Below are 18,177 nucleotides of genomic sequence, written 5' to 3' on the forward strand. Positions count from 1 at the left end.
AAATATTGAATAATTTTTTTAAATTAATACCTAGTAACATGACAGCAGATTTATTAAAAGCGAATGAGCTTCATAAAGTAGACCCGGTTTTCGGACAAGTTTCTTTTGATGGTCATGAACAAGTTGTATTTTGTCACGACAAAGATACAGGATTAAAAGCAATTATAGGAGTTCATAACACAGTTTTAGGACCAGCCTTAGGTGGAACAAGAATGTGGAATTATACAAATGAGTGGGAAGCGCTTAACGATGTGTTGCGTTTATCTCGCGGAATGACTTTTAAAAATTCACTTTCAGGATTAAATTTAGGTGGTGGTAAAGCAGTAATTATCGGCGATGCTAAGACTTTAAAAACACCTGAATTAATGACTAGATTTGGTCAATTTGTCGATTCATTATCAGGAAAATATATTACTGCGGAAGATGTGGGAATGGAAACTAAAGATATGGATATCGTAAATAAGGTAACTAAATATGTTGCTGGAATTTCTGTTGAAAACGGAGGTTCTGGAAATCCATCGCCTATTACTGCTTATGGTGTTTTTATGGGAATGAAAGCAGCAGCCAAATATAAATTTGGTACAGATAATTTAGAAGGCAAAAAAGTTTTAGTGCAAGGAATTGGTCACGTGGGAGAAGTTTTAGTAGAGCATTTAACAAAAAGTGGTGCTATTGTTACTATTACAGACATCAACGAAGAAAGAGTACACCAAATAGGCGCAAAATACGGAGCTAAAATTTTCACAGGAGACGATTTATATGCTGCTGATGTTGATATTTACGCACCTTGTGCTTTAGGAGCAACTATTAATGATGAAACAATTAACAAATTCAAAGCGAAAGTAATTGCTGGAGCAGCGAATAACCAATTAGCAAATGAAGCTGTTCACGGTAAATTATTAAAAGAAAAAGGTATTTTGTATGCGCCTGATTTTTTAATCAATGCTGGTGGAGTAATCAATGTTTATTCAGAAATTGTACACTGGTCAAAAGAACAAGTAATTGAAAAAACGGAAAATATATACAATACAGCTTTAGATATTTTCAATTTGGCAGATGCTAATAATATTACAACCCATCAAGCGGCCTTTACAATGGCACAAAAACGTATTGATGACACAAAAAACGCTTTAAACAAGTAATTTGTTTTAAATAATATTGTATTTTTGCAGAGCGAAAGGAGATATTCTTTCGCTCTCTTAATTTTATAAAGTTCTTAATTAGTATGTTAAACAGAAGACATATCCGTGTAAAAGTGATGCAAAGTATTTATGCAATGCACCAACATCAATCTGATAATTTAGAAAAACAAGAAAAATTCCTTTTTCAAAGTATCGAAAACACCCAAGATTTGTATTTATTATTGCTTTCGGCATTAATTGAAATCAAAAATATCGAAGAAGAATACATTGCATTGGCTTCAAAAAAACATTTAGCAACTAAAGAAGAAAGCGATCCAAATCTAAAGTTCATCCAAAATAAAGTATTAGTTTTATTGTCGGAATCTAATGCATTAGCGACTGCTCTTGATGAAAATTTGATTACGAATTGGAAACGAAATAATGATATTATTTTGATGTTGCTAGAAGCAATCAAAGCAAGCGACATTTATAAAAACTACATGGAGAAACCTCTTGGCAGTTTTGAGGATGAGAAATATTTTATTGCTGATTTATTCACAGAAATAATTGCGCCAAGCGACAAATTGTATGAATATTTAGAAGATTATAAATTGACATGGGTTGATGATTTGCCAGGAATTAATACATTGATTTTAAAGCAAATTAAACAACTTAAATCAGCAGATGACACATTGCTTTTGCCGAAAGTATATAAGGACTCTGATGATAAAGATTTTGTTAAAAGCTTGTTTAGAAAAACGGTTTTAAATGAAGTAGAGCTTTCTAAAGAATATATCGACAAAACGCCAAACTGGGATGTAGAACGTATTGCAGAAATTGATACGATTATTTTAAAAATGGCAATTTGTGAATTACTGAAATTTCCATCCATTCCAGCAAAAGTAACAATTAACGAATATTTAGAAATTGCTAAGGAATATTCTACACCAAAAAGTAGTATTTTTATCAACGGAATTTTAGATAATTTAGTTAAAGAATTTGAAAAAAATGATCGATTAGTAAAATCGGGTAGAGGATTATTATAAAAATTTATATTATGATTAAGAAAACAATCGGGTTTTTAACCCTTTCATTAATTTTTGCAATTACTTCTTTTAAGCAAGAAAGTGTAGCAGGAAAAATTACGGATGCTGATATGAAAACAGTTGAAGCAGAAAAAGCTTTAGTTGGTGATTTGCCAAAAGTTAAATTAGACAAAGAAATTCATGATTTCGGTACAATTGCTGAAGGCGACGTTGTAGAAACAGAGTTTATTGTGACTAATATTGGCGCAAGTGATTTGTTAATTGTAGATGCAAAAGGAAGTTGTGGCTGTACTGTGCCAGAACCACCAAAAGATCCTATAAAACCGGGTGAATCTGCGCCAATAAAAGTATCGTTCGATTCGAAAGGAAAACCAGGAAACCAAGAAAAAACAGTAACATTAACTACCAATACAGAAAATGGTCGTGAAATGTTCAAAATTAAAGCAACCGTAACACCGAAGGCTAAATAGTTCAGCCACAAATAAATAATTATTATGACTCCAGAATTAGGAATTCAATTAGTATTGATGATTGCTGTGTTTTATTTTTTATTAATAAGACCAAATCAGCAAAGAGCCAAAAAAGAAAAAGCATTTGAAGCTTCTATAAAAGTAGGAGATAAAATTATCACAAAATCAGGAATTCATGGAAAAATTGCTGAAATGAGTGAAGAAACGATTGTTATTGAAACTATGGCAGGAAAAATTAAAATGGAAAAATCTGCAATTTCGTCTGATATGACGGCTAAATTAAAAGCATAATTTCAATTTAGAACTATATTAAAAAGGCCGAATTTCATTGAAATTCGGCCTTTTTGTGCTATACAAATAACGATTTAGTTTTTTGGTAAAGCAGTAAGTTCTGCAATCTTTACAATAACTTCCGTTGCTTTTACCATACTTTCTACCGGTACGTATTCATATTTTCCGTGAAAATTATGCCCACCAGCGAAAATATTTGGACAAGGCAACCCCATATATGATAATTGACAACCATCAGTTCCACCACGAATTGGTTTAATTAGTGGTTTTATACCCAATTCTATCATTGCTTTTTCGGCAATTTCAATAATATGGAAAACAGGTTTCACCTTTTCTTTCATATTATAATATTGATCTTTCACTTCAGCAATCGCAATATCGCCGCCAAATTGAGCTTGCCATTTCTTATTGAACTTTTTAGTTAATTTGTGAATGAATTCTTTTCTTTTCTTGAATTTCATTTCATTGTGATCACGAATTATTAGTTCAACAACCGTTTCTTCTATAGTTCCTGTGATTCCAACAACATGAAAGAAGCCTTCATATCCTTTAGTTTTTTCTGGAATTTCGTCTTTTGGTAATTTTGAAATGAATTTACTTGCTAAAAGCATTGAATTAATCATTTTGCCTTTTGCATATCCTGGATGAACGCTTTTGCCGCTAAAAGTTATTTTTGCACCAGCTGCATTAAAATTTTCGTACTCTAATTCACCGATTTGACTTCCGTCCATAGTGTAAGCCCATTCGCAGCCAAATTTTTCGACATCAAATTTGTGTGCGCCACGTCCAATTTCTTCATCAGGCGTGAACCCAACTCTAATTTTTCCGTGTTTAATCTCTGGGTTTTTAATTAGATGCTCCATTGCTGACATAATTTCGGTAATACCCGCTTTGTCATCCGCTCCTAAAAGAGTAGTTCCGTCAGTCGTAATTAAGGTTTGGCCTTTATATTGAAGCAAATCTTTAAAATATCCTGGAGATAAAACGATGTTTTGATCCTTGTTAAGAATAATATCACCACCATCATAGTTCTTTATGATTTGTGGTTTTACATTCGCTCCTGTGAAGTCTGGTGTGGTGTCATAATGCGATACAAATCCAATAACTGGGACTTCATGTGTAACGTTACTTTCTAACGTAGCCATTACGTAACCATTTTCATCAATGGTAACATCAAACATTCCCATTTCTTTTAATTCTTTCACTAAAAGATTAGCTAGAACTAATTGTTTTTTTGTACTTGGAGTAGTGTCAGAACTTGCGTCAGATTCTGTATCTATAATAACGTAGCTAATAAAGCGATCTATAATATGTTGCATATATATTTTAATTTTAAACAAATATAAGAAATCGAATACGCATTAAAAAAAAATAGCTGTTATAATATGGAAGGATTTTGTTAAATAAAAAAAGCACTTCGATTGAAGTGCTTTAGTGGGGAGAGCAGGATTCGAACCTGCGAAGATGTAATCAGCGGATTTACAGTCCGCCCTCGTTGGCCGCTTGAGTATCTCCCCAAGCCATCTTGCTTATCTTCTAAGCGGTGCAAATATAGGATTGTTTTTTATTTATACAAAGTTATTTTTAACTATTTTTCGTACTTTTTTATAATGCTCTGTAAATGAAAAGTATAAAAAAATCTTCCGAAGAAGATTTTTTGAATTTGTATGTTAATAGTTTTATTTAACAGCTAAAAGTTCTTTTATTTTCGCTTTTAATTCATCACCTCTTAAGTCTTTTGCAACTATATTTCCATCAGCATCTAAAATAAACGTAGCTGGAATCGATTCAACACCATATAATTTAGCAATAGGCTCATCCCAAAATTTAAGATTTGATACGTGTGTCCAAGTTAAACCATCCTTTGCAATTGCATCCTTCCATTTAGTTGCATCTTTATCTAGGGAAACACCTATGATATTTAATCCTTTTTCGTGAAATTCGTTGTAGATAGCCACAACATTAGGGTTTTCCATTCGACATGGTCCACACCATGAAGCCCAGAAATCAATGATAGTAACTTTTCCTAACGATTCTTTTAAAGAAATTATTTTTCCTTCTGGAGAAGGCGCTGAAAATTCTTGAGCTGCATTGTTTGCAGTTGTTCCAATACTTGCGTCGATTCCTTTTTTAACGTTTTTAGCACTTTTTGTATTCAATAAGCTTTTGTCTAATTTTTCGTAATATGCTTTAATTTCTTCAACAGGTAAGTATTCTCTCATTAGAAAATTTTCTAAAAGCAGTACAGATAAATAAGCGTTGCTGTTTTCCTTAATGAATTTAACAGAAGACACATTCATTTCATCTTGAAAACCTTTAAATCTCTCCATCATTTTGTTAATGGCTGCGGTGTCATTAGCAGCTCTTGCTACTTGATATTGTTTGTCGTTATCTTTTTGATATTTAATTATCTTTTTCGCTATTACTTTTGATTCTTCATTAAAAGTTTGAAATTTATCATTGTTAAAAGTTCCACCAATTTTTGAGTTTTGAATAGAGTCTTTTACCATTACGACATTAATTTTGCCTTTTTCTAATATAACTGGTAAACTGGTTTTTTCGTTTTCGATACGAATAAATCCTAAATCAACTTCTTCACTAATTCCTTTTAATTCAAATTTTCCGTTTTCGATTACTGCGGTATCTTTAGCTACCATTCCAGTTGAGTCTTGAACTTCAACAAAAACTTTTGTACCGTTTTCAACACCTTCTGCTTGGCCACTTATTAAAAATTCGTTGTCTTTTAAATTATTACAAGCAAAAGCGACAAACGCAGTTGCTATAATTAATGCTGTTTTTTTCATATTATATTTAATTTGTGCAAATGTATTTAAAATAACTCATTTTAAAAACATAAATAAATGTTAGAATTGTAAGTAAAAAGGATTGTTTAATGTTTTGTATATCAAAAATATAGTTGTAATTTTGCACACCTTTTGGTCGAGAAGAGTTTCCTTTAGGTATCAATCATTTATGTAAAACACTGCTGTTGTTTTCTATCACATCAAGAAACTCAAGAAACACAGTATACAAATTTTTAATCAGCATGTCTGAAATTAACAAAACACAAGAAGAGTTTTTAGCAAATTTTAACTGGCATAACTTCCAAGAAGGAATTGACCCAGTTGATGAAAAAAACTTACAAGAATTTGAAGAATTAGTAACTAAAACATTTATTTCTACTAGCGACGAAGAAGTTGTAGAAGGTGTTGTTGTAAGAATTACTGATAGAGACGTTATCGTTGATATCAATGCTAAATCTGAGGGTGTTATTTCTTTAAACGAATTCCGCTACAATCCTAGCTTAAAAGTTGGTGATAAAGTAGAAGTATTAATTGACGTTCGTGAGGATAAAACAGGTCAATTAGTATTATCGCACAGAAAAGCAAGAACTATCAAAGCATGGGATAGAGTTATTTCTGCAAACGAAACAGGAGAAATCGTTAACGGTTTCGTAAAATGTAGAACTAAAGGTGGTATGATTGTAGATGTTTTCGGAATTGAAGCATTCTTACCAGGTTCACAAATTGATGTAAAACCTATCCGCGATTACGATCAATATGTAAACAAAACTATGGAATTTAAAGTTGTGAAAATCAACCACGAATTCAAAAATGTAGTAGTATCTCATAAAGCGCTTATTGAAGCAGATATTGAAGTACAGAAAAAAGAAATCATTGGTCAATTAGAAAAAGGACAAGTATTAGAAGGTGTTGTTAAAAACATTACTTCTTATGGTGTGTTTATTGATTTAGGTGGTGTAGATGGATTAATCCATATTACAGACTTATCTTGGTCAAGAATCAATCACCCAAGCGAAGTTCTTGAATTAGATCAAAAATTAAACGTTGTTATCCTTGATTTCGATGATGAGAAAACAAGAATCCAATTAGGTTTAAAACAATTAAATGCTCATCCTTGGGATGCTTTAGGAACCGAATTAAAAGTTGGTGATAAAGTGAAAGGAAAAGTTGTTGTTTTAGCTGATTACGGTGCTTTCATCGAAGTTGCTGAAGGTGTAGAAGGTTTAATCCACGTTTCTGAAATGTCTTGGTCTACTCACTTAAGAAGTGCTCAAGATTTTATGAAAATTGGTGATGTAGTTGAAGCAGTTGTTTTAACTTTAGACAGAGAAGAAAGAAAAATGTCTTTAGGTATCAAACAAATGACACAAGATCCTTGGACTGATATTACTTCTAAATATCCAGTAGGTTCTAAACACACTGGAATCGTTAGAAACTTTACTAACTTCGGAATTTTCGTAGAGTTAGAAGAAGGTATCGACGGTTTAGTATATATCTCTGATTTATCTTGGACTAAGAAAATCAAACATCCATCTGAATTTGTGAACGTAGGTGAAAACTTAGACGTTGTAGTATTAGAATTAGATGTTGACGGACGTAAATTATCTTTAGGTCATAAACAAACTACTGCTAATCCTTGGGATAAATATGAAGACGGATTCGCTGTTGGAACTATCCACAACGGAACTATCTCGGAAATCGTTGACAAAGGTGCTACTGTAGAATTTGGTGAAGACATCGTTGCTTTCATCCCTACACGTCACTTAGAAAAAGAAGACGGGAAAAAATTGAAAAAAGGTGATGCTGCTGACTTCAAAGTTATTGAATTCAACAAAGAATTCAAAAGAGTAGTAGCTTCTCATACAGCTATCTTCAGAGAAGAAGAAGAGAAAAACGTTAAAACTGCCGTAGATACTTCATCTGCATCAACTGCAGCTCAAACATCTACTTTAGGTGATAACAACGATATTCTTGCTGAATTAAAAGCTAAAATGGAAAAAGGAGGTAACTAATCTCTGTTTTTTTAATATTTTAAAAGCCCTAATTTTGTTAGGGCTTTTTTTATTGCTTAATTTTGAAGTTGCCTTTTTCTCTATCGTTATATAAATCAAAATTAGTAATTTTAAACTTTCACTAGAAGAGATAAAAAAAGTAAAAAATAGTATGGAAAATAATAAAGTTGCGCATTGGGAAAATGTTTTTGCTACAAAAGCAGTAAATGACGTAAGTTGGTTTCAAGAAAAACCAGAATCATCCATTCAGTTGATTCAATCGTGTAAGGTTGCTAAAGACGCCAAAATCATTGATGTTGGAGGTGGAGATAGTTATTTGATTGATAATTTAATTGCTTTAGGGTATACGAACTTAACACTGTTGGATATTTCAGAAAATGCAATTGAAAAAGCAAAAAATCGATTGGCGGAACATTCCGATAAAGTAACATTTGTTGTTTCAAATAGTTTGGATTTTTGTAATAAAGACGCTTTTTCTATTTGGCATGATCGCGCTTCTTTTCATTTTTTAACAGATGAAAATGAAGTTCAAAAATACAAATCTAATGTTTTAGAATCTTTGAAAGCTAATGGAAATTTAATTTTAGCTACTTTTTCAGAAGAAGGACCAGAAAAATGCAGTGGTTTAGAGATTACACAATATTCATTAGAGAAACTTGAAGCTATATTTGGAGAAGAATTTGAATTAGAAAATTGCTTCACAGAGGAACACACTACACCATTTGATACGGTACAAGATTTTATATTTTGCAATTATAAAAAAATATAATCAAAAAAAAGCTCTCAGTTTTTGAGAGCTTTTTTTTATTGTTTCACAATCTTAATTGTTTTTTGTTGGGAATCGTTTTCTAGTACTACTAAATATAGACCACTTTCTAAATTAGATAAATCTAAAGTATTTGAATTAGCATTTTCCAATGATCTTACTTCTATTAATTGACCTAAAATGCTATATAAACTGACTTTTGTTAAAGATATATTATCTAAATGTAACAAATCTTTAACTGGATTAGGATAATAGGTAAAAGAATTAAAACCATAAGCATCAGCACTTAAAGTGGTAGTGATATTAAATTGATACGGTGTTTGATAATTTGTATTTGTTGGGTTGGTACTTGTTAATTTTAAATAATAATCTCCAGGACTTAATATTCTAGTAAAACTTAATGTGTTGCCACTATTGTTTTGCGAAGCGCCAACTGCAGTTCCGTCAGAGTTTAAAATAGTTCCATTCATTGATGATGTCACAATACTAGTAACAGAAACTGCGGCATTTATGTTTTCTGCGACAGAAAATTTAAAAAAATCATTATCAATTGCAATTGGATTTTGAATAGTTGTGTAACCTATATAATTTTTATTTGTAGTTATTCCATAAGCTAATTCTTTCACATTTGGCTCGTCTAAACCTTGCATCATTTGGTAAGGATAGCCTGGTAATTCAGTATGGTTTTCAATTAAATCAAATCCCGAATTAAAGAAATAAAGTTTCGCAGGATATGTCAAACTTGGATAATAATGATTGAAATTAGAGGATGGTTCTACAACTACTCCATCTGTTGTACCACCGGTAATTCTGCCTATTACGCACGAAAAATCTATCAACTGATCAATTGGCCTTTGGTTTAAACCTAAAATTGTTTCGCCAAGGATTTCATTGCAATTGATATCTACATTATAAAAGTCGGGTGTTGAATTATTATCATTCATATTGGTATCGTTTTGAATTTCTACACCACCAAATAAAAACCGACTTCCTTCACCACTATAATAATAAGTAGTTTTTAAGTCTCTAATTGCTTCAGAACGAACATTTGTTCCTGTTAAAAATGCCAAGGAATTATCACTAGCATTACTTCCTCCATGTGGAGTTCCTAATGTTAGAATTTTAGCAACATGATGTTTGTTGTCTACTTGCCAGTTAGATTCATTTTGAACATATTCTCTTGCCGCTAAACCGCCCATACTGTGACCCACAAGGATGACTTTGTCTTTTCCGGTAATGGTTAGAATCCGTTCAACTGTTTTTTTAAGAGCTGCACCTTGTTTAGCAACTGCAGATTGATTGCTTAATACATTAGTTCCAACGGCTCCATTCGGATTCACGTTGAAATTCACATAATAATAATCACCATTTATCACTAATGATTCAAAAGCTGCAATATCAGCTCCAGGTGTGGGATAAAATTTTTTGTTAGTAGTTATGTTGTTTCCGTCCGCATTTAGACAAAAATCAAAGCGTCCACCAAAAGTAAATCCGTATTGAGAATCGTAATAATCAGATGAAGTATTCCATGTTTCTGAACTAGAATTTAAGCCGTGAATAAAAATAATGGGGTAGGGTAGTTTACTTTCAAAAACAAGCTTACTTTCAGTGCTCATTGTAACACTTTTTAAAGGAAATATGCTGTCATTACGATATTCAAAATTTTCATATTCAATTGGTCTAGTTTTATATTCAAATTTTTCATTTTGAGCGAAACCAAATGAACCAATTAAGAAAAAACCTAATAAAGAAATAAGTGTAATTTTATTCATACTTGTAAATTTTTATTAAAGATATGCTGCAATATATAAATAAAATGTTAAAATACTATGAATGCATATGAAATTTTAAAATTTGTATATTTCATAAAAAAAGCTTTATGTTTTGAACATAAAGCTTTTATATAGTTTTGTCGTAAGTATTATTTGTCAATTGAACCTAGAACACGTTTCATAAAGTCATTTAAAGCTGATTTTTTGTCTTTCCCTTCTTTAACCATTTTATGGACTTCAAGGGCGCCATACATATTTGAAATTAATTCGGCAATTACATCTAATTCTTCATCTTTTAAAGAAGAAACTTCGCAAAGGTTTTCTAAAACTTCAATTGTTTCAACCAAATAATCTTGATCGTTATCTTCAATAAATTGAGTTAACTGTTTTATTACGGGTAATTTCATTTTTATGGGTTATAAGTTAATGCGTTTAAACGGTTAAAAGGTAGTGAACTAAAAGTGCAGACTTTTAAACTCATAACCTTGTGAACTTTCAACCGTTTTTTTAAATTACTTCATTCACTAATTCAGCTAAAACATCCGCTTTATTAGTTTGTGTTTGATTAACTAATTTTCCATTTTTGAAAGTAGCAAAAGTAGGTAAATTATCTACGTTAGCTAGTTTTCTTGATTCTGGAAATTTTTCAGCATCAACTACTAAGAAAGGAATTGCTTCATTTTGAGAAGCCATCATTTTGAATTTTGGTTTCATAATGCGACAATTTCCACACCAAGATGCTGAAAATTGAACTACAACAGTTTCATTGTTCGCAACTACTTCTGATAAATTATCTTGTTCTATTTCTGAAAACATATTTTTTTTAAATTTTCAATTTCAACAGCAATGTAAAATTACAATTTCACATTTTTACATTGCCATTTTCATTGTGATTGCTATTGATTAGTGAGAAGCTAAGTATGAAGCAGTACTATTTCTATCAGCACTCATTGCTTCTTTTCCTTCTTCCCAGTTTGCAGGACAAACTTCACCTTTAGTTTGAACGTGTGTGTAAGCGTCAACTAATCGTAGATATTCGTTAACATTTCTACCTAATGGCATATCATTTACACTTTCGTGGAAAATTTTTCCGTCTTCGTCAATTAAATAAGTAGCTCTGAACGTTACGTTTGAACCTTCTAATATTTCGTCGTTTAAAGCTTCATTATAAACCCATTCTGCATCTAAAATATCTAAAGCTGCTGATAAGTTTCTCGTTGTATCTGCAATTAAAGGATAAGTTACACCTTCAATTCCACCGTTATCTTTTGCTGTGTTTAACCAAGCGAAGTGAACTTCGTTAGTGTCACAAGAAGCACCAATGACCATTGTATTTCTTTTTTCAAATTCTTGTAAAGCTGCTTGAAAAGCGTGTAATTCTGTTGGACAAACAAAAGTAAAATCTTTTGGATACCAAAACAACAATACTTTTTTCTTGTTTTCAATTGCTTCTTCTAAAACATTGATTCTTAAGTTATCTCCCATAAAAGAGATTGCGTCAACTGTAATGTTTGGGAATTTTTTTCCTACTAATGCCATGATTTTTTATTTAAAAGTTACTATTAATTTTCTTTTACAAATTTACGAAATATATTAAGCAATACTCCATTTGTTCAATGGTTAATTTTTATAAGAAAATAGATTATATCTATAATGATCTTATTCCTTCATAATTTATACTAATCCTTGCTTACAATTGAGTAAAAGAAAATTTGAAGTTTATTTTTGTACTTAATTCACGATTTTGATACTTTTATTTTAGATCAAATCGATCTAACTCCATTATTTTTGACCAAGTTTTGATAAAATCTTTGACAAACTTTTCTTTATTGTCATCTTGTGCATAAACTTCCGCATAAGATCTTAGCACTGAATTTGATCCAAAAACCAAATCTACTCTAGTTGCTGTCCATTTAGTGGCTCCTGTTTTTCGATCTACAATATTGTAAAGATTTTCACCAACGGATTTCCAACTGTAATTCATATCTGTAAGATTTACAAAGAAATCATTAGTTAAAACGCCTTCATTACTTGTGAAAACCCCGTGCTTAGTTCCGCCAAAGTTGGTTCCAAGTACGCGCATTCCACCTAATAAAACAGTCATTTCTGCAGCGGTTAATCCTAATAATTGAGCTTTATCGAGCATTAATTCTTCTGGTTGCACAACATATTCTTTTTTAACAAAATTTCGAAAGGCATCATTTGTAGGTTCTAAAACTTCAAACGATTCCACATCTGTCATTTCTGCAGTTGCATCACCTCTTCCGGCTTTGAAAGGAACTTTTACATCATAACCTGCTTCTTGAGCTGCTTTTTCTACTGCGGCACTTCCACCGAGGACAATTAAATCGGCTAAGCTTACTTTTTTAGCTAATCCTTCTTGAATTTCACTAAGTTTATTCAATACTTTTTTTAATCTTTCTGGTTCGTTTCCAACCCACTCTTTTTGGGGCGCTAAAGCGATTCGTGCTCCATTTGCGCCACCTCTAAAGTCTGAACCTCTAAATGTTCTGGCACTGTCCCAAGCCGTATTGATTAATTCTATTCTTGTTAAACCGCTTGATAGTAATTTTGATTTTAGTTCTTCAATTTCAAGTTCTGATAAAGTATAAGCAACTGTAGGAATTGGATCTTGCCAAATCAAAACTTCTTGAGGAGCATCCGCACCTAAATATCGGTTTTTTGGACCTAAATCTCTGTGGGTTAATTTGAACCACGCTCTTGCAAAAACATCTTCAAAATAAGCAGAATCTTTGTGGAAACGTTCTGATATTTCTCTATAAATTGGATCCATTTTCATCGCCATATCGGCATCAGTCATAATTGGATTATTTCTTTTCGTTGGGTCGAAAGCATCAAAAGGTTTGTCTTCCTCTTCAATATTTATTGGTTCCCATTGCCAAGCTCCAGCTGGACTTTTTTTCAATTCCCAATCATATTTAAATAACAAATGAAAATATTCGTTATCCCATAGCGTTGGATTTGTGGTCCAAGATCCTTCTAAACCACTAGTAACGGTATTTTCGGCATTTCCACTTGGGTTCAGCCATCCAAAACCTTGATCTTCTAATTCGCCTCCTTCGGGTTCTTTTCCTAATTTTGAGGCATCTCCGTTTCCGTGTGCTTTTCCGACCGTATGACCTCCAGCAGTAAGTGCAACTGTTTCTTCATCGTTCATTGCCATTCTTTTGAAGGTAATGCGAACGTCGTGTGCCGTTTTTAAAGGATCTGGTTTTCCATCAACGCCTTCTGGGTTTACATAAATTAGTCCCATCATCACAGCAGCCAATGGATTTTCTAAATCTCTTTCTCCTGAATATCTGCTGCCTTCGCTACCACTTACGGCTAACCATTCTTTTTCAGCTCCCCAATACACATCTTTTTCGGGATGCCAAATGTCTTCACGACCACCAGCAAATCCAAAGGTTTTGAATCCCATTGATTCATAGGCCATATTTCCAGCTAATACGATTAAATCGGCCCAAGAAATTTTATTTCCGTATTTCTTTTTTAGTGGCCATAATAATCTTCTGGCTTTGTCCAAATTTCCATTATCAGGCCAACTGTTTAAAGGTGCAAATCGTTGACTTCCTGTTCCACTTCCGCCACGACCATCAGATATACGATATGTTCCAGCAGAATGCCAAGCCAAACGAATCATTAAACCACCATAATGTCCCCAATCGGCTGGCCACCAATCTTGACTTTCAGTCATTAGATTTTTTAAATCGCTTTTTAAAGCTTCCAAATCTAATTTTTTAAATTCTTCCGCATAATTAAAATTTTCACCTAATGGGTTTGTTTTTAAATCGTGTTGGTGTAAAATATCTAAATCAAGAGCTTTTGGCCACCAATCTTTATTAGATAAATTTGCTTTAAAATTATTATCCTTTTGATGAAAAGGACATTTACTAATGTCTCCTAAATTTTCCATAATTTCAATTAATTATTTAAGTTTTGTTTATTTTTAATGATAAATATCACATATTTGAATTTGAACTTTGACAAATTTATAAATAAAAAAAACCACTACTTGATTAAAGTAATGGTTAGTTTTTATATTGTGATAGTTTATATCTATGGTTTCTTATTTTTCGATAATTGAAACCAATTGTTTTATTTTAATATTAAAGGCAGCAAATAATAATGTCATCACTGGACTTAAATAATTAAAAACAGCATAAGGTAAGTAATCAAAAGTTGAAACGCCTAATGCTCCCGATTGATAAGCACCACAAGTATTCCAAGGAATTAAAACGGAAGTGACGGTTCCAGAATCTTCTAAAGTTCTGCTTAAGTTTTCTGGCGCTAAGCCTTTATCTTTATAAGCTTTTGCAAACATTTTCCCAGGAACCACAATTGCTAAATATTGGTCGGAAGCGGTAATGTTTAAAGCTAAACAACTTCCAACAGTTGAAGCAAATAATCCGAATGTAGTATGTGCTAATTTCAATAAAAAGGCACTAATTCTTGCTAAAGCACCAATGGCTTCCATAATTCCACCGAAAACCATCGCACATAAAATTAGCCAGATGGTTCCTAGCATTTTTTCCATTCCACCTGCTTGAAATAAATCAGTTAAAGTGTCATTTGCTGTTGGAATTATAGTTTTAGTAGTAATTGCGTTCATAACGCCTTTATAACCATTTGCAAAAGACATTTCGGTTCCGCCTGAAAGCATTAAAACTATGTTTGGTTGAAATATTAACGCAAAAATGCCACCTAACAATGTTCCGATTAACAAAGCGATTAACGGCTCGGTTTTCTTTACAATTAGCCCAATTACAATAACGGGAACTAAAAATAACCAAGGTGAAATGTTAAAGGATTTTTGAATATCTGCTAATAAAACATCGGTATTAGCAATTCCTGAAGTTTCCACTGTTAATCCTAAAACTATAAATACAATTAGTGTAATAATATAAGTAGGAATTGTTGTCAATGTCATGTACCTAATGTGCGTAAACAAATCTGTTCCCGCCATAGCAGGAGCAAGGTTTGTTGTATCAGACATTGGCGAAAGTTTGTCTCCAAAATAAGCTCCTGAAATTACTGCTCCAGCCACCATTCCTAAATCAAAACCTAAAGCACCACCAATTCCGATTAAAGCAATACCAACTGTGGCAGAAGTTGTCCATGAACTTCCGGTTGCAATGGAAATTACTGAACAAATAATTAAAGTTGCTGGTAAGAATATAGTTGGATTTAATATTTGTAAACCATAATAAATCATTGAAGGAATTACACCGCTAATTAACCAAGTACCTGCCAGCGAACCAACCATTAGCAAGATTAAAATGGCTCCAGAAGTAGATTTTATGTTTTCAGCCACTTCATCTAGCATTGTTTTGAAAGAAACTTTGTTGAAAAAACCCATAACTGCCGCAACAGCCGCACCTATTAATAATACAAACTGATTACTGCCGCTTAATGCTTCATCTCCGTAGATATAAACATTATAAGCTAACATTGTAATTAATGCTATAACGGGAACTAAGGCTTCGAATATATTGAGTTCTTTGTTTCTTATTATTTTTGTATCCATTTATTTTTATTTGAGACTGCAATATAGAAAAATGCTTTTTATTACGAAAACATATACCAAAAAAGAAATCCGCTGTCTTGTACAGCGGATTTCTTTTTTATTTATTATTTTTCAAATGAATGTCAAAATAATCAGCGATTTTAGCATACATATGAATTCGGTCTTTTCCACCCACATTGTGTTCGTGATTTGGATATAAGAAATAATCTACTTGTTTACCTGCTTTGATGCACGCTTCCACAAAATTCATACTGTGTTGTTGCACCACTACTGGATCTTGTGCTCCGTGAATAATTAATAAACGTCCTTTTAAATCGTTTGCTTTATTTAATAAAGATGTTTTGTCATACCCTTCCTGATTTTCCTGTGGCATATCCATATAACGTTCACCGTACATAATTTCGTAATATTTCCAGTCCATTACAGGTCCGCCAGCAACACCAACTTTAAACGTTTCATTGTGTTTTGTCATTAGGCTTGTCGTCATAAATCCACCATAACTCCATCCAAAAACGCCAATTTTATCAGCATCTACAAAATCTTTTGATTTTAGGAATTCAATTCCTTTCATTTGGTCTTCCATTTCGTTTACGCCCAAATTTCTATGGGTCACTTCGCAGAATTTTTTTCCACGAGCGTCACTTCCTCTGTTGTCTAATGTGAAAACTACATAACCTTGTTGTGCCATATATAAATCGAAATAACCCGCACCGCCTAACCAACGATTGGTCACTAATTGTGCGTGAGAACCTCCATAAACATAAAGCATAACCGGATATTTTTTGGTAGCATCAAAGTTTGTAGGATAAATAATTCTTCCGTTTAATGGCGTTGTTCCGTCTGGCGAAGTTAAAGTTACGAATTCAATTTTTGGCAAATCAATTTTTCCGGTAAAAGGGTTTTCAGCTTTTACTAATGGAATATTAGCCATTTTATTTTTAAAGTTTAGGATCGAAATTTCATTTGGTGTATTCAAATTACTGAATTGATCTAAAATCATCGTTCCATCTGAAGAAAGTGAAGCATTATGCATTCCTGGAACAGTTGTTAATTGAATCGTTTTGCCCGATTTTAAATCAACTTGAAACAATTGACGATCCAAACCATTATTAGTAGTTCCGATGTAATTTATTTTGGAGTTTTTTGCGTCAAAACCTAACATATTAGAAACAATGACATCTTTAAAACCTAAGTTTTTCAATAGTTTTCCATCCGTATTGTATAAATACATTTGATTGTATCCGTTAAAATCGGTTTGGTAAATAAATTGTTTTGGATTGTTAGGCACAAATGTCAACGCGTGTTGTGGTTCCACCCAAGTTGTAGCTTTTTCTTCAAATAATGTCTTTACGAATTTACCCGTTTTAGCTTCATATTTATTGAATTTCAGATGATTTTGTTCTCTGTTCAAAATTCCAATATAAATATGATTTCCAGTTGGATCCCAAGAAACCATTGTTAAAAATTGTTCAACAGGCTCTCCAGTTTGAATAGTTGTTTTATTTCCTGAAGCCACATCATAAACTACCAAAGTCACGTTTTCACTAGTCATTCCAGCCATTGGATATTTGATGTCTTTGTTAGTTGCTTCGCGGTCGTTCCAATTGGTAAGTGGATAATTTCCAACCATTGATTCGTCTTTTCTATAGTAAGCTAATTGCGTTCCTGCTTCATTCCACCACATGCCGCGGTCAATTCCAAATTCTTGGCGATGCGTATTGCTTGAACCATTTATAATTGCTTTATTTTCGTCTGAAGTAACTTCAATAATTTTTCCATCGGACGAAGAAATTCTGATGTTATTCCCTTCTAACCAAGCAATGTTGTTGTTTGATGCAAACTTTGCTTCTGCACCTTCATTTGAATAACTTATTGCCGAAGTAATTTGCTTTGAAACCACATCATAAACTACTTTATAGTTGTTTTTCTTCCCAGCAACGTCTGTTTCAAAAGTATTTGTAGTTTTCCACTCAATTGCAAATGGAAACATTCGCAAAGTAAATTCATCCGAAGTTATTTTTGATTTCAAAGCCGCTTCAAATTCTGATTTTGATGCTAAAGTGGTTTCTGTCCAATTGTTTTGAGCACTTTTTTCAATTAACTGCGAATAATCAGTGCTTAAATAAGTAATTGCTTTGGAATCGGCACGCCATTGTTGCGCAACTAGCGATGTAGGTGCATATTTTCTGGGACCAAAAACCGTTTCATCTATTGTCAAATTTTGTGCTACCGCAAAACTTCCGACCAATAAAAAGCTTAAAATGTATTTTTTCATTACAACTATAAATTTATTCTGTATTAGTTTTCAAATATACGGAATTGTTACAAAAAAATCCGATTCAGTAACGAA

The 18,177-nt window shown here is 32.5% G+C and carries 15 protein-coding genes and 1 tRNA gene; 6 read left to right on the forward strand and 10 right to left on the reverse strand.

All coding sequences use genetic code 11. The features are described from left to right. The first annotated feature begins 38 nt into the window (after positions 1–38). The 4 genes from T1L09_RS06205 (at position 39) to yajC (ending at position 2,928) form a co-directional block, all read left to right on the forward strand. Positions 39–1,142 carry a Glu/Leu/Phe/Val dehydrogenase dimerization domain-containing protein gene (locus tag T1L09_RS06205; protein WP_322550091.1) on the forward strand — a complete coding sequence of 368 codons (1,104 nt, stop codon included), beginning with the start codon at positions 39–41 and terminating at the stop codon, positions 1,140–1,142. An 83-nt stretch (positions 1,143–1,225) separates the two neighbouring features. Next, positions 1,226–2,167 (forward strand): transcription antitermination factor NusB, encoded by a 942-nt coding sequence (gene nusB / locus T1L09_RS06210; protein ID WP_322550092.1) that lies wholly within the window; start codon positions 1,226–1,228, stop codon positions 2,165–2,167. Between the two features lie 11 nt (positions 2,168–2,178). Further along, positions 2,179–2,637 (forward strand): DUF1573 domain-containing protein, encoded by a 459-nt coding sequence (locus tag T1L09_RS06215; protein WP_322550093.1) that lies wholly within the window; start codon positions 2,179–2,181, stop codon positions 2,635–2,637. Positions 2,638–2,661: 24 nt separating this feature from the next. Next, the gene (gene yajC / locus T1L09_RS06220) at positions 2,662–2,928 is read left to right on the forward strand and encodes a preprotein translocase subunit YajC (RefSeq protein ID WP_322550094.1); all 267 of its coding nucleotides are present in this window, start codon (positions 2,662–2,664) and stop codon (positions 2,926–2,928) included. Between the two features lie 74 nt (positions 2,929–3,002). Here the strand turns inward: yajC and pepT are convergent, their stop codons facing one another. The 3 genes from pepT to T1L09_RS06235 form a co-directional block, all read right to left on the reverse strand. Next, a complete protein-coding gene (pepT, locus tag T1L09_RS06225; protein WP_322550095.1) occupies positions 3,003–4,247 on the reverse strand; it encodes a peptidase T in 1,245 nt (414 codons plus the stop codon). A 116-nt stretch (positions 4,248–4,363) separates the two neighbouring features. Continuing rightward, positions 4,364–4,445 (reverse strand) — tRNA-Tyr (locus T1L09_RS06230). Between the two features lie 162 nt (positions 4,446–4,607). Further along, a complete protein-coding gene (locus tag T1L09_RS06235) occupies positions 4,608–5,732 on the reverse strand; it encodes a TlpA disulfide reductase family protein (protein WP_322550096.1) in 1,125 nt (374 codons plus the stop codon). 242 nt (positions 5,733–5,974) lie between these two features. Here T1L09_RS06235 and rpsA point away from each other — a divergent pair, with 242 nt between their 5' ends. Continuing rightward, positions 5,975–7,744, forward strand: a complete 1,770-nt coding sequence (gene rpsA / locus T1L09_RS06240; protein ID WP_322550097.1) for a 30S ribosomal protein S1 — start codon at positions 5,975–5,977, stop codon at positions 7,742–7,744. A gap of 151 nt (positions 7,745–7,895) precedes the next feature. After that, positions 7,896–8,513, forward strand: coding sequence for a class I SAM-dependent methyltransferase (locus T1L09_RS06245; protein WP_322550098.1), 618 nt, complete (start codon positions 7,896–7,898; stop codon positions 8,511–8,513). 35 nt (positions 8,514–8,548) lie between these two features. Here T1L09_RS06245 and T1L09_RS06250 read toward each other — a convergent pair whose 3' ends face one another. The 7 genes from T1L09_RS06250 to T1L09_RS06280 all read right to left on the reverse strand — a co-directional run bounded on the left by T1L09_RS06250 (position 8,549) and on the right by T1L09_RS06280 (position 18,102). After that, positions 8,549–10,282: an alpha/beta fold hydrolase gene (locus T1L09_RS06250; RefSeq protein ID WP_322550099.1), complete on the reverse strand. Its 1,734-nt coding sequence runs from the start codon at positions 10,280–10,282 to the stop codon at positions 8,549–8,551. Positions 10,283–10,431: 149 nt separating this feature from the next. Then, complete coding sequence (locus tag T1L09_RS06255) at positions 10,432–10,689, reverse strand: DUF6952 family protein (RefSeq protein WP_322550100.1); 258 nt, start codon at positions 10,687–10,689, stop codon at positions 10,432–10,434. Positions 10,690–10,789: 100 nt separating this feature from the next. Then, a complete protein-coding gene (locus T1L09_RS06260) occupies positions 10,790–11,098 on the reverse strand; it encodes a thioredoxin family protein (RefSeq protein ID WP_322550101.1) in 309 nt (102 codons plus the stop codon). Between the two features lie 87 nt (positions 11,099–11,185). After that, positions 11,186–11,821 (reverse strand): peroxiredoxin, encoded by a 636-nt coding sequence (locus T1L09_RS06265; RefSeq protein ID WP_322550102.1) that lies wholly within the window; start codon positions 11,819–11,821, stop codon positions 11,186–11,188. Between the two features lie 214 nt (positions 11,822–12,035). Further along, positions 12,036–14,216, reverse strand: coding sequence for a catalase/peroxidase HPI (gene katG, locus T1L09_RS06270; RefSeq protein ID WP_322550103.1), 2,181 nt, complete (start codon positions 14,214–14,216; stop codon positions 12,036–12,038). A gap of 153 nt (positions 14,217–14,369) precedes the next feature. Beyond that, entirely contained in the window at positions 14,370–15,827 is a 1,458-nt protein-coding gene (nhaC, locus tag T1L09_RS06275) for a Na+/H+ antiporter NhaC (RefSeq protein ID WP_322550104.1), read from the reverse strand. A gap of 97 nt (positions 15,828–15,924) precedes the next feature. Then, the gene (locus tag T1L09_RS06280; protein WP_322550105.1) at positions 15,925–18,102 is read right to left on the reverse strand and encodes a S9 family peptidase; all 2,178 of its coding nucleotides are present in this window, start codon (positions 18,100–18,102) and stop codon (positions 15,925–15,927) included. Between the last annotated feature and the right edge of the window lie 75 nt (positions 18,103–18,177).

This window comes from Flavobacterium psychraquaticum (assembly GCF_034497725.1).
GTDB lineage: Bacteria > Bacteroidota > Bacteroidia > Flavobacteriales > Flavobacteriaceae > Flavobacterium > Flavobacterium psychraquaticum.

What these genes read in the sequence shown, in the direction of transcription:
- T1L09_RS06235 (WP_322550096.1), bottom strand. Translation starts at nt 5,732, where the DNA reads ATGAAAAAAACAGCATTAATTATAGCAACTGCGTTTGTCGCTTTTGCT.
- nhaC (WP_322550104.1), bottom strand. Translation starts at nt 15,827, where the DNA reads ATGGATACAAAAATAATAAGAAACAAAGAACTCAATATATTCGAAGCC.
- yajC (WP_322550094.1), top strand. Translation starts at nt 2,662, where the DNA reads ATGACTCCAGAATTAGGAATTCAATTAGTATTGATGATTGCTGTGTTT.
- T1L09_RS06250 (WP_322550099.1), bottom strand. Translation starts at nt 10,282, where the DNA reads ATGAATAAAATTACACTTATTTCTTTATTAGGTTTTTTCTTAATTGGT.
- T1L09_RS06265 (WP_322550102.1), bottom strand. Translation starts at nt 11,821, where the DNA reads ATGGCATTAGTAGGAAAAAAATTCCCAAACATTACAGTTGACGCAATC.
- rpsA (WP_322550097.1), top strand. Translation starts at nt 5,975, where the DNA reads ATGTCTGAAATTAACAAAACACAAGAAGAGTTTTTAGCAAATTTTAAC.
- katG (WP_322550103.1), bottom strand. Translation starts at nt 14,216, where the DNA reads ATGGAAAATTTAGGAGACATTAGTAAATGTCCTTTTCATCAAAAGGAT.
- T1L09_RS06245 (WP_322550098.1), top strand. Translation starts at nt 7,896, where the DNA reads ATGGAAAATAATAAAGTTGCGCATTGGGAAAATGTTTTTGCTACAAAA.
- T1L09_RS06260 (WP_322550101.1), bottom strand. Translation starts at nt 11,098, where the DNA reads ATGTTTTCAGAAATAGAACAAGATAATTTATCAGAAGTAGTTGCGAAC.
- nusB (WP_322550092.1), top strand. Translation starts at nt 1,226, where the DNA reads ATGTTAAACAGAAGACATATCCGTGTAAAAGTGATGCAAAGTATTTAT.
- T1L09_RS06280 (WP_322550105.1), bottom strand. Translation starts at nt 18,102, where the DNA reads ATGAAAAAATACATTTTAAGCTTTTTATTGGTCGGAAGTTTTGCGGTA.
- T1L09_RS06205 (WP_322550091.1), top strand. Translation starts at nt 39, where the DNA reads ATGACAGCAGATTTATTAAAAGCGAATGAGCTTCATAAAGTAGACCCG.
- T1L09_RS06215 (WP_322550093.1), top strand. Translation starts at nt 2,179, where the DNA reads ATGATTAAGAAAACAATCGGGTTTTTAACCCTTTCATTAATTTTTGCA.
- T1L09_RS06255 (WP_322550100.1), bottom strand. Translation starts at nt 10,689, where the DNA reads ATGAAATTACCCGTAATAAAACAGTTAACTCAATTTATTGAAGATAAC.
- pepT (WP_322550095.1), bottom strand. Translation starts at nt 4,247, where the DNA reads ATGCAACATATTATAGATCGCTTTATTAGCTACGTTATTATAGATACA.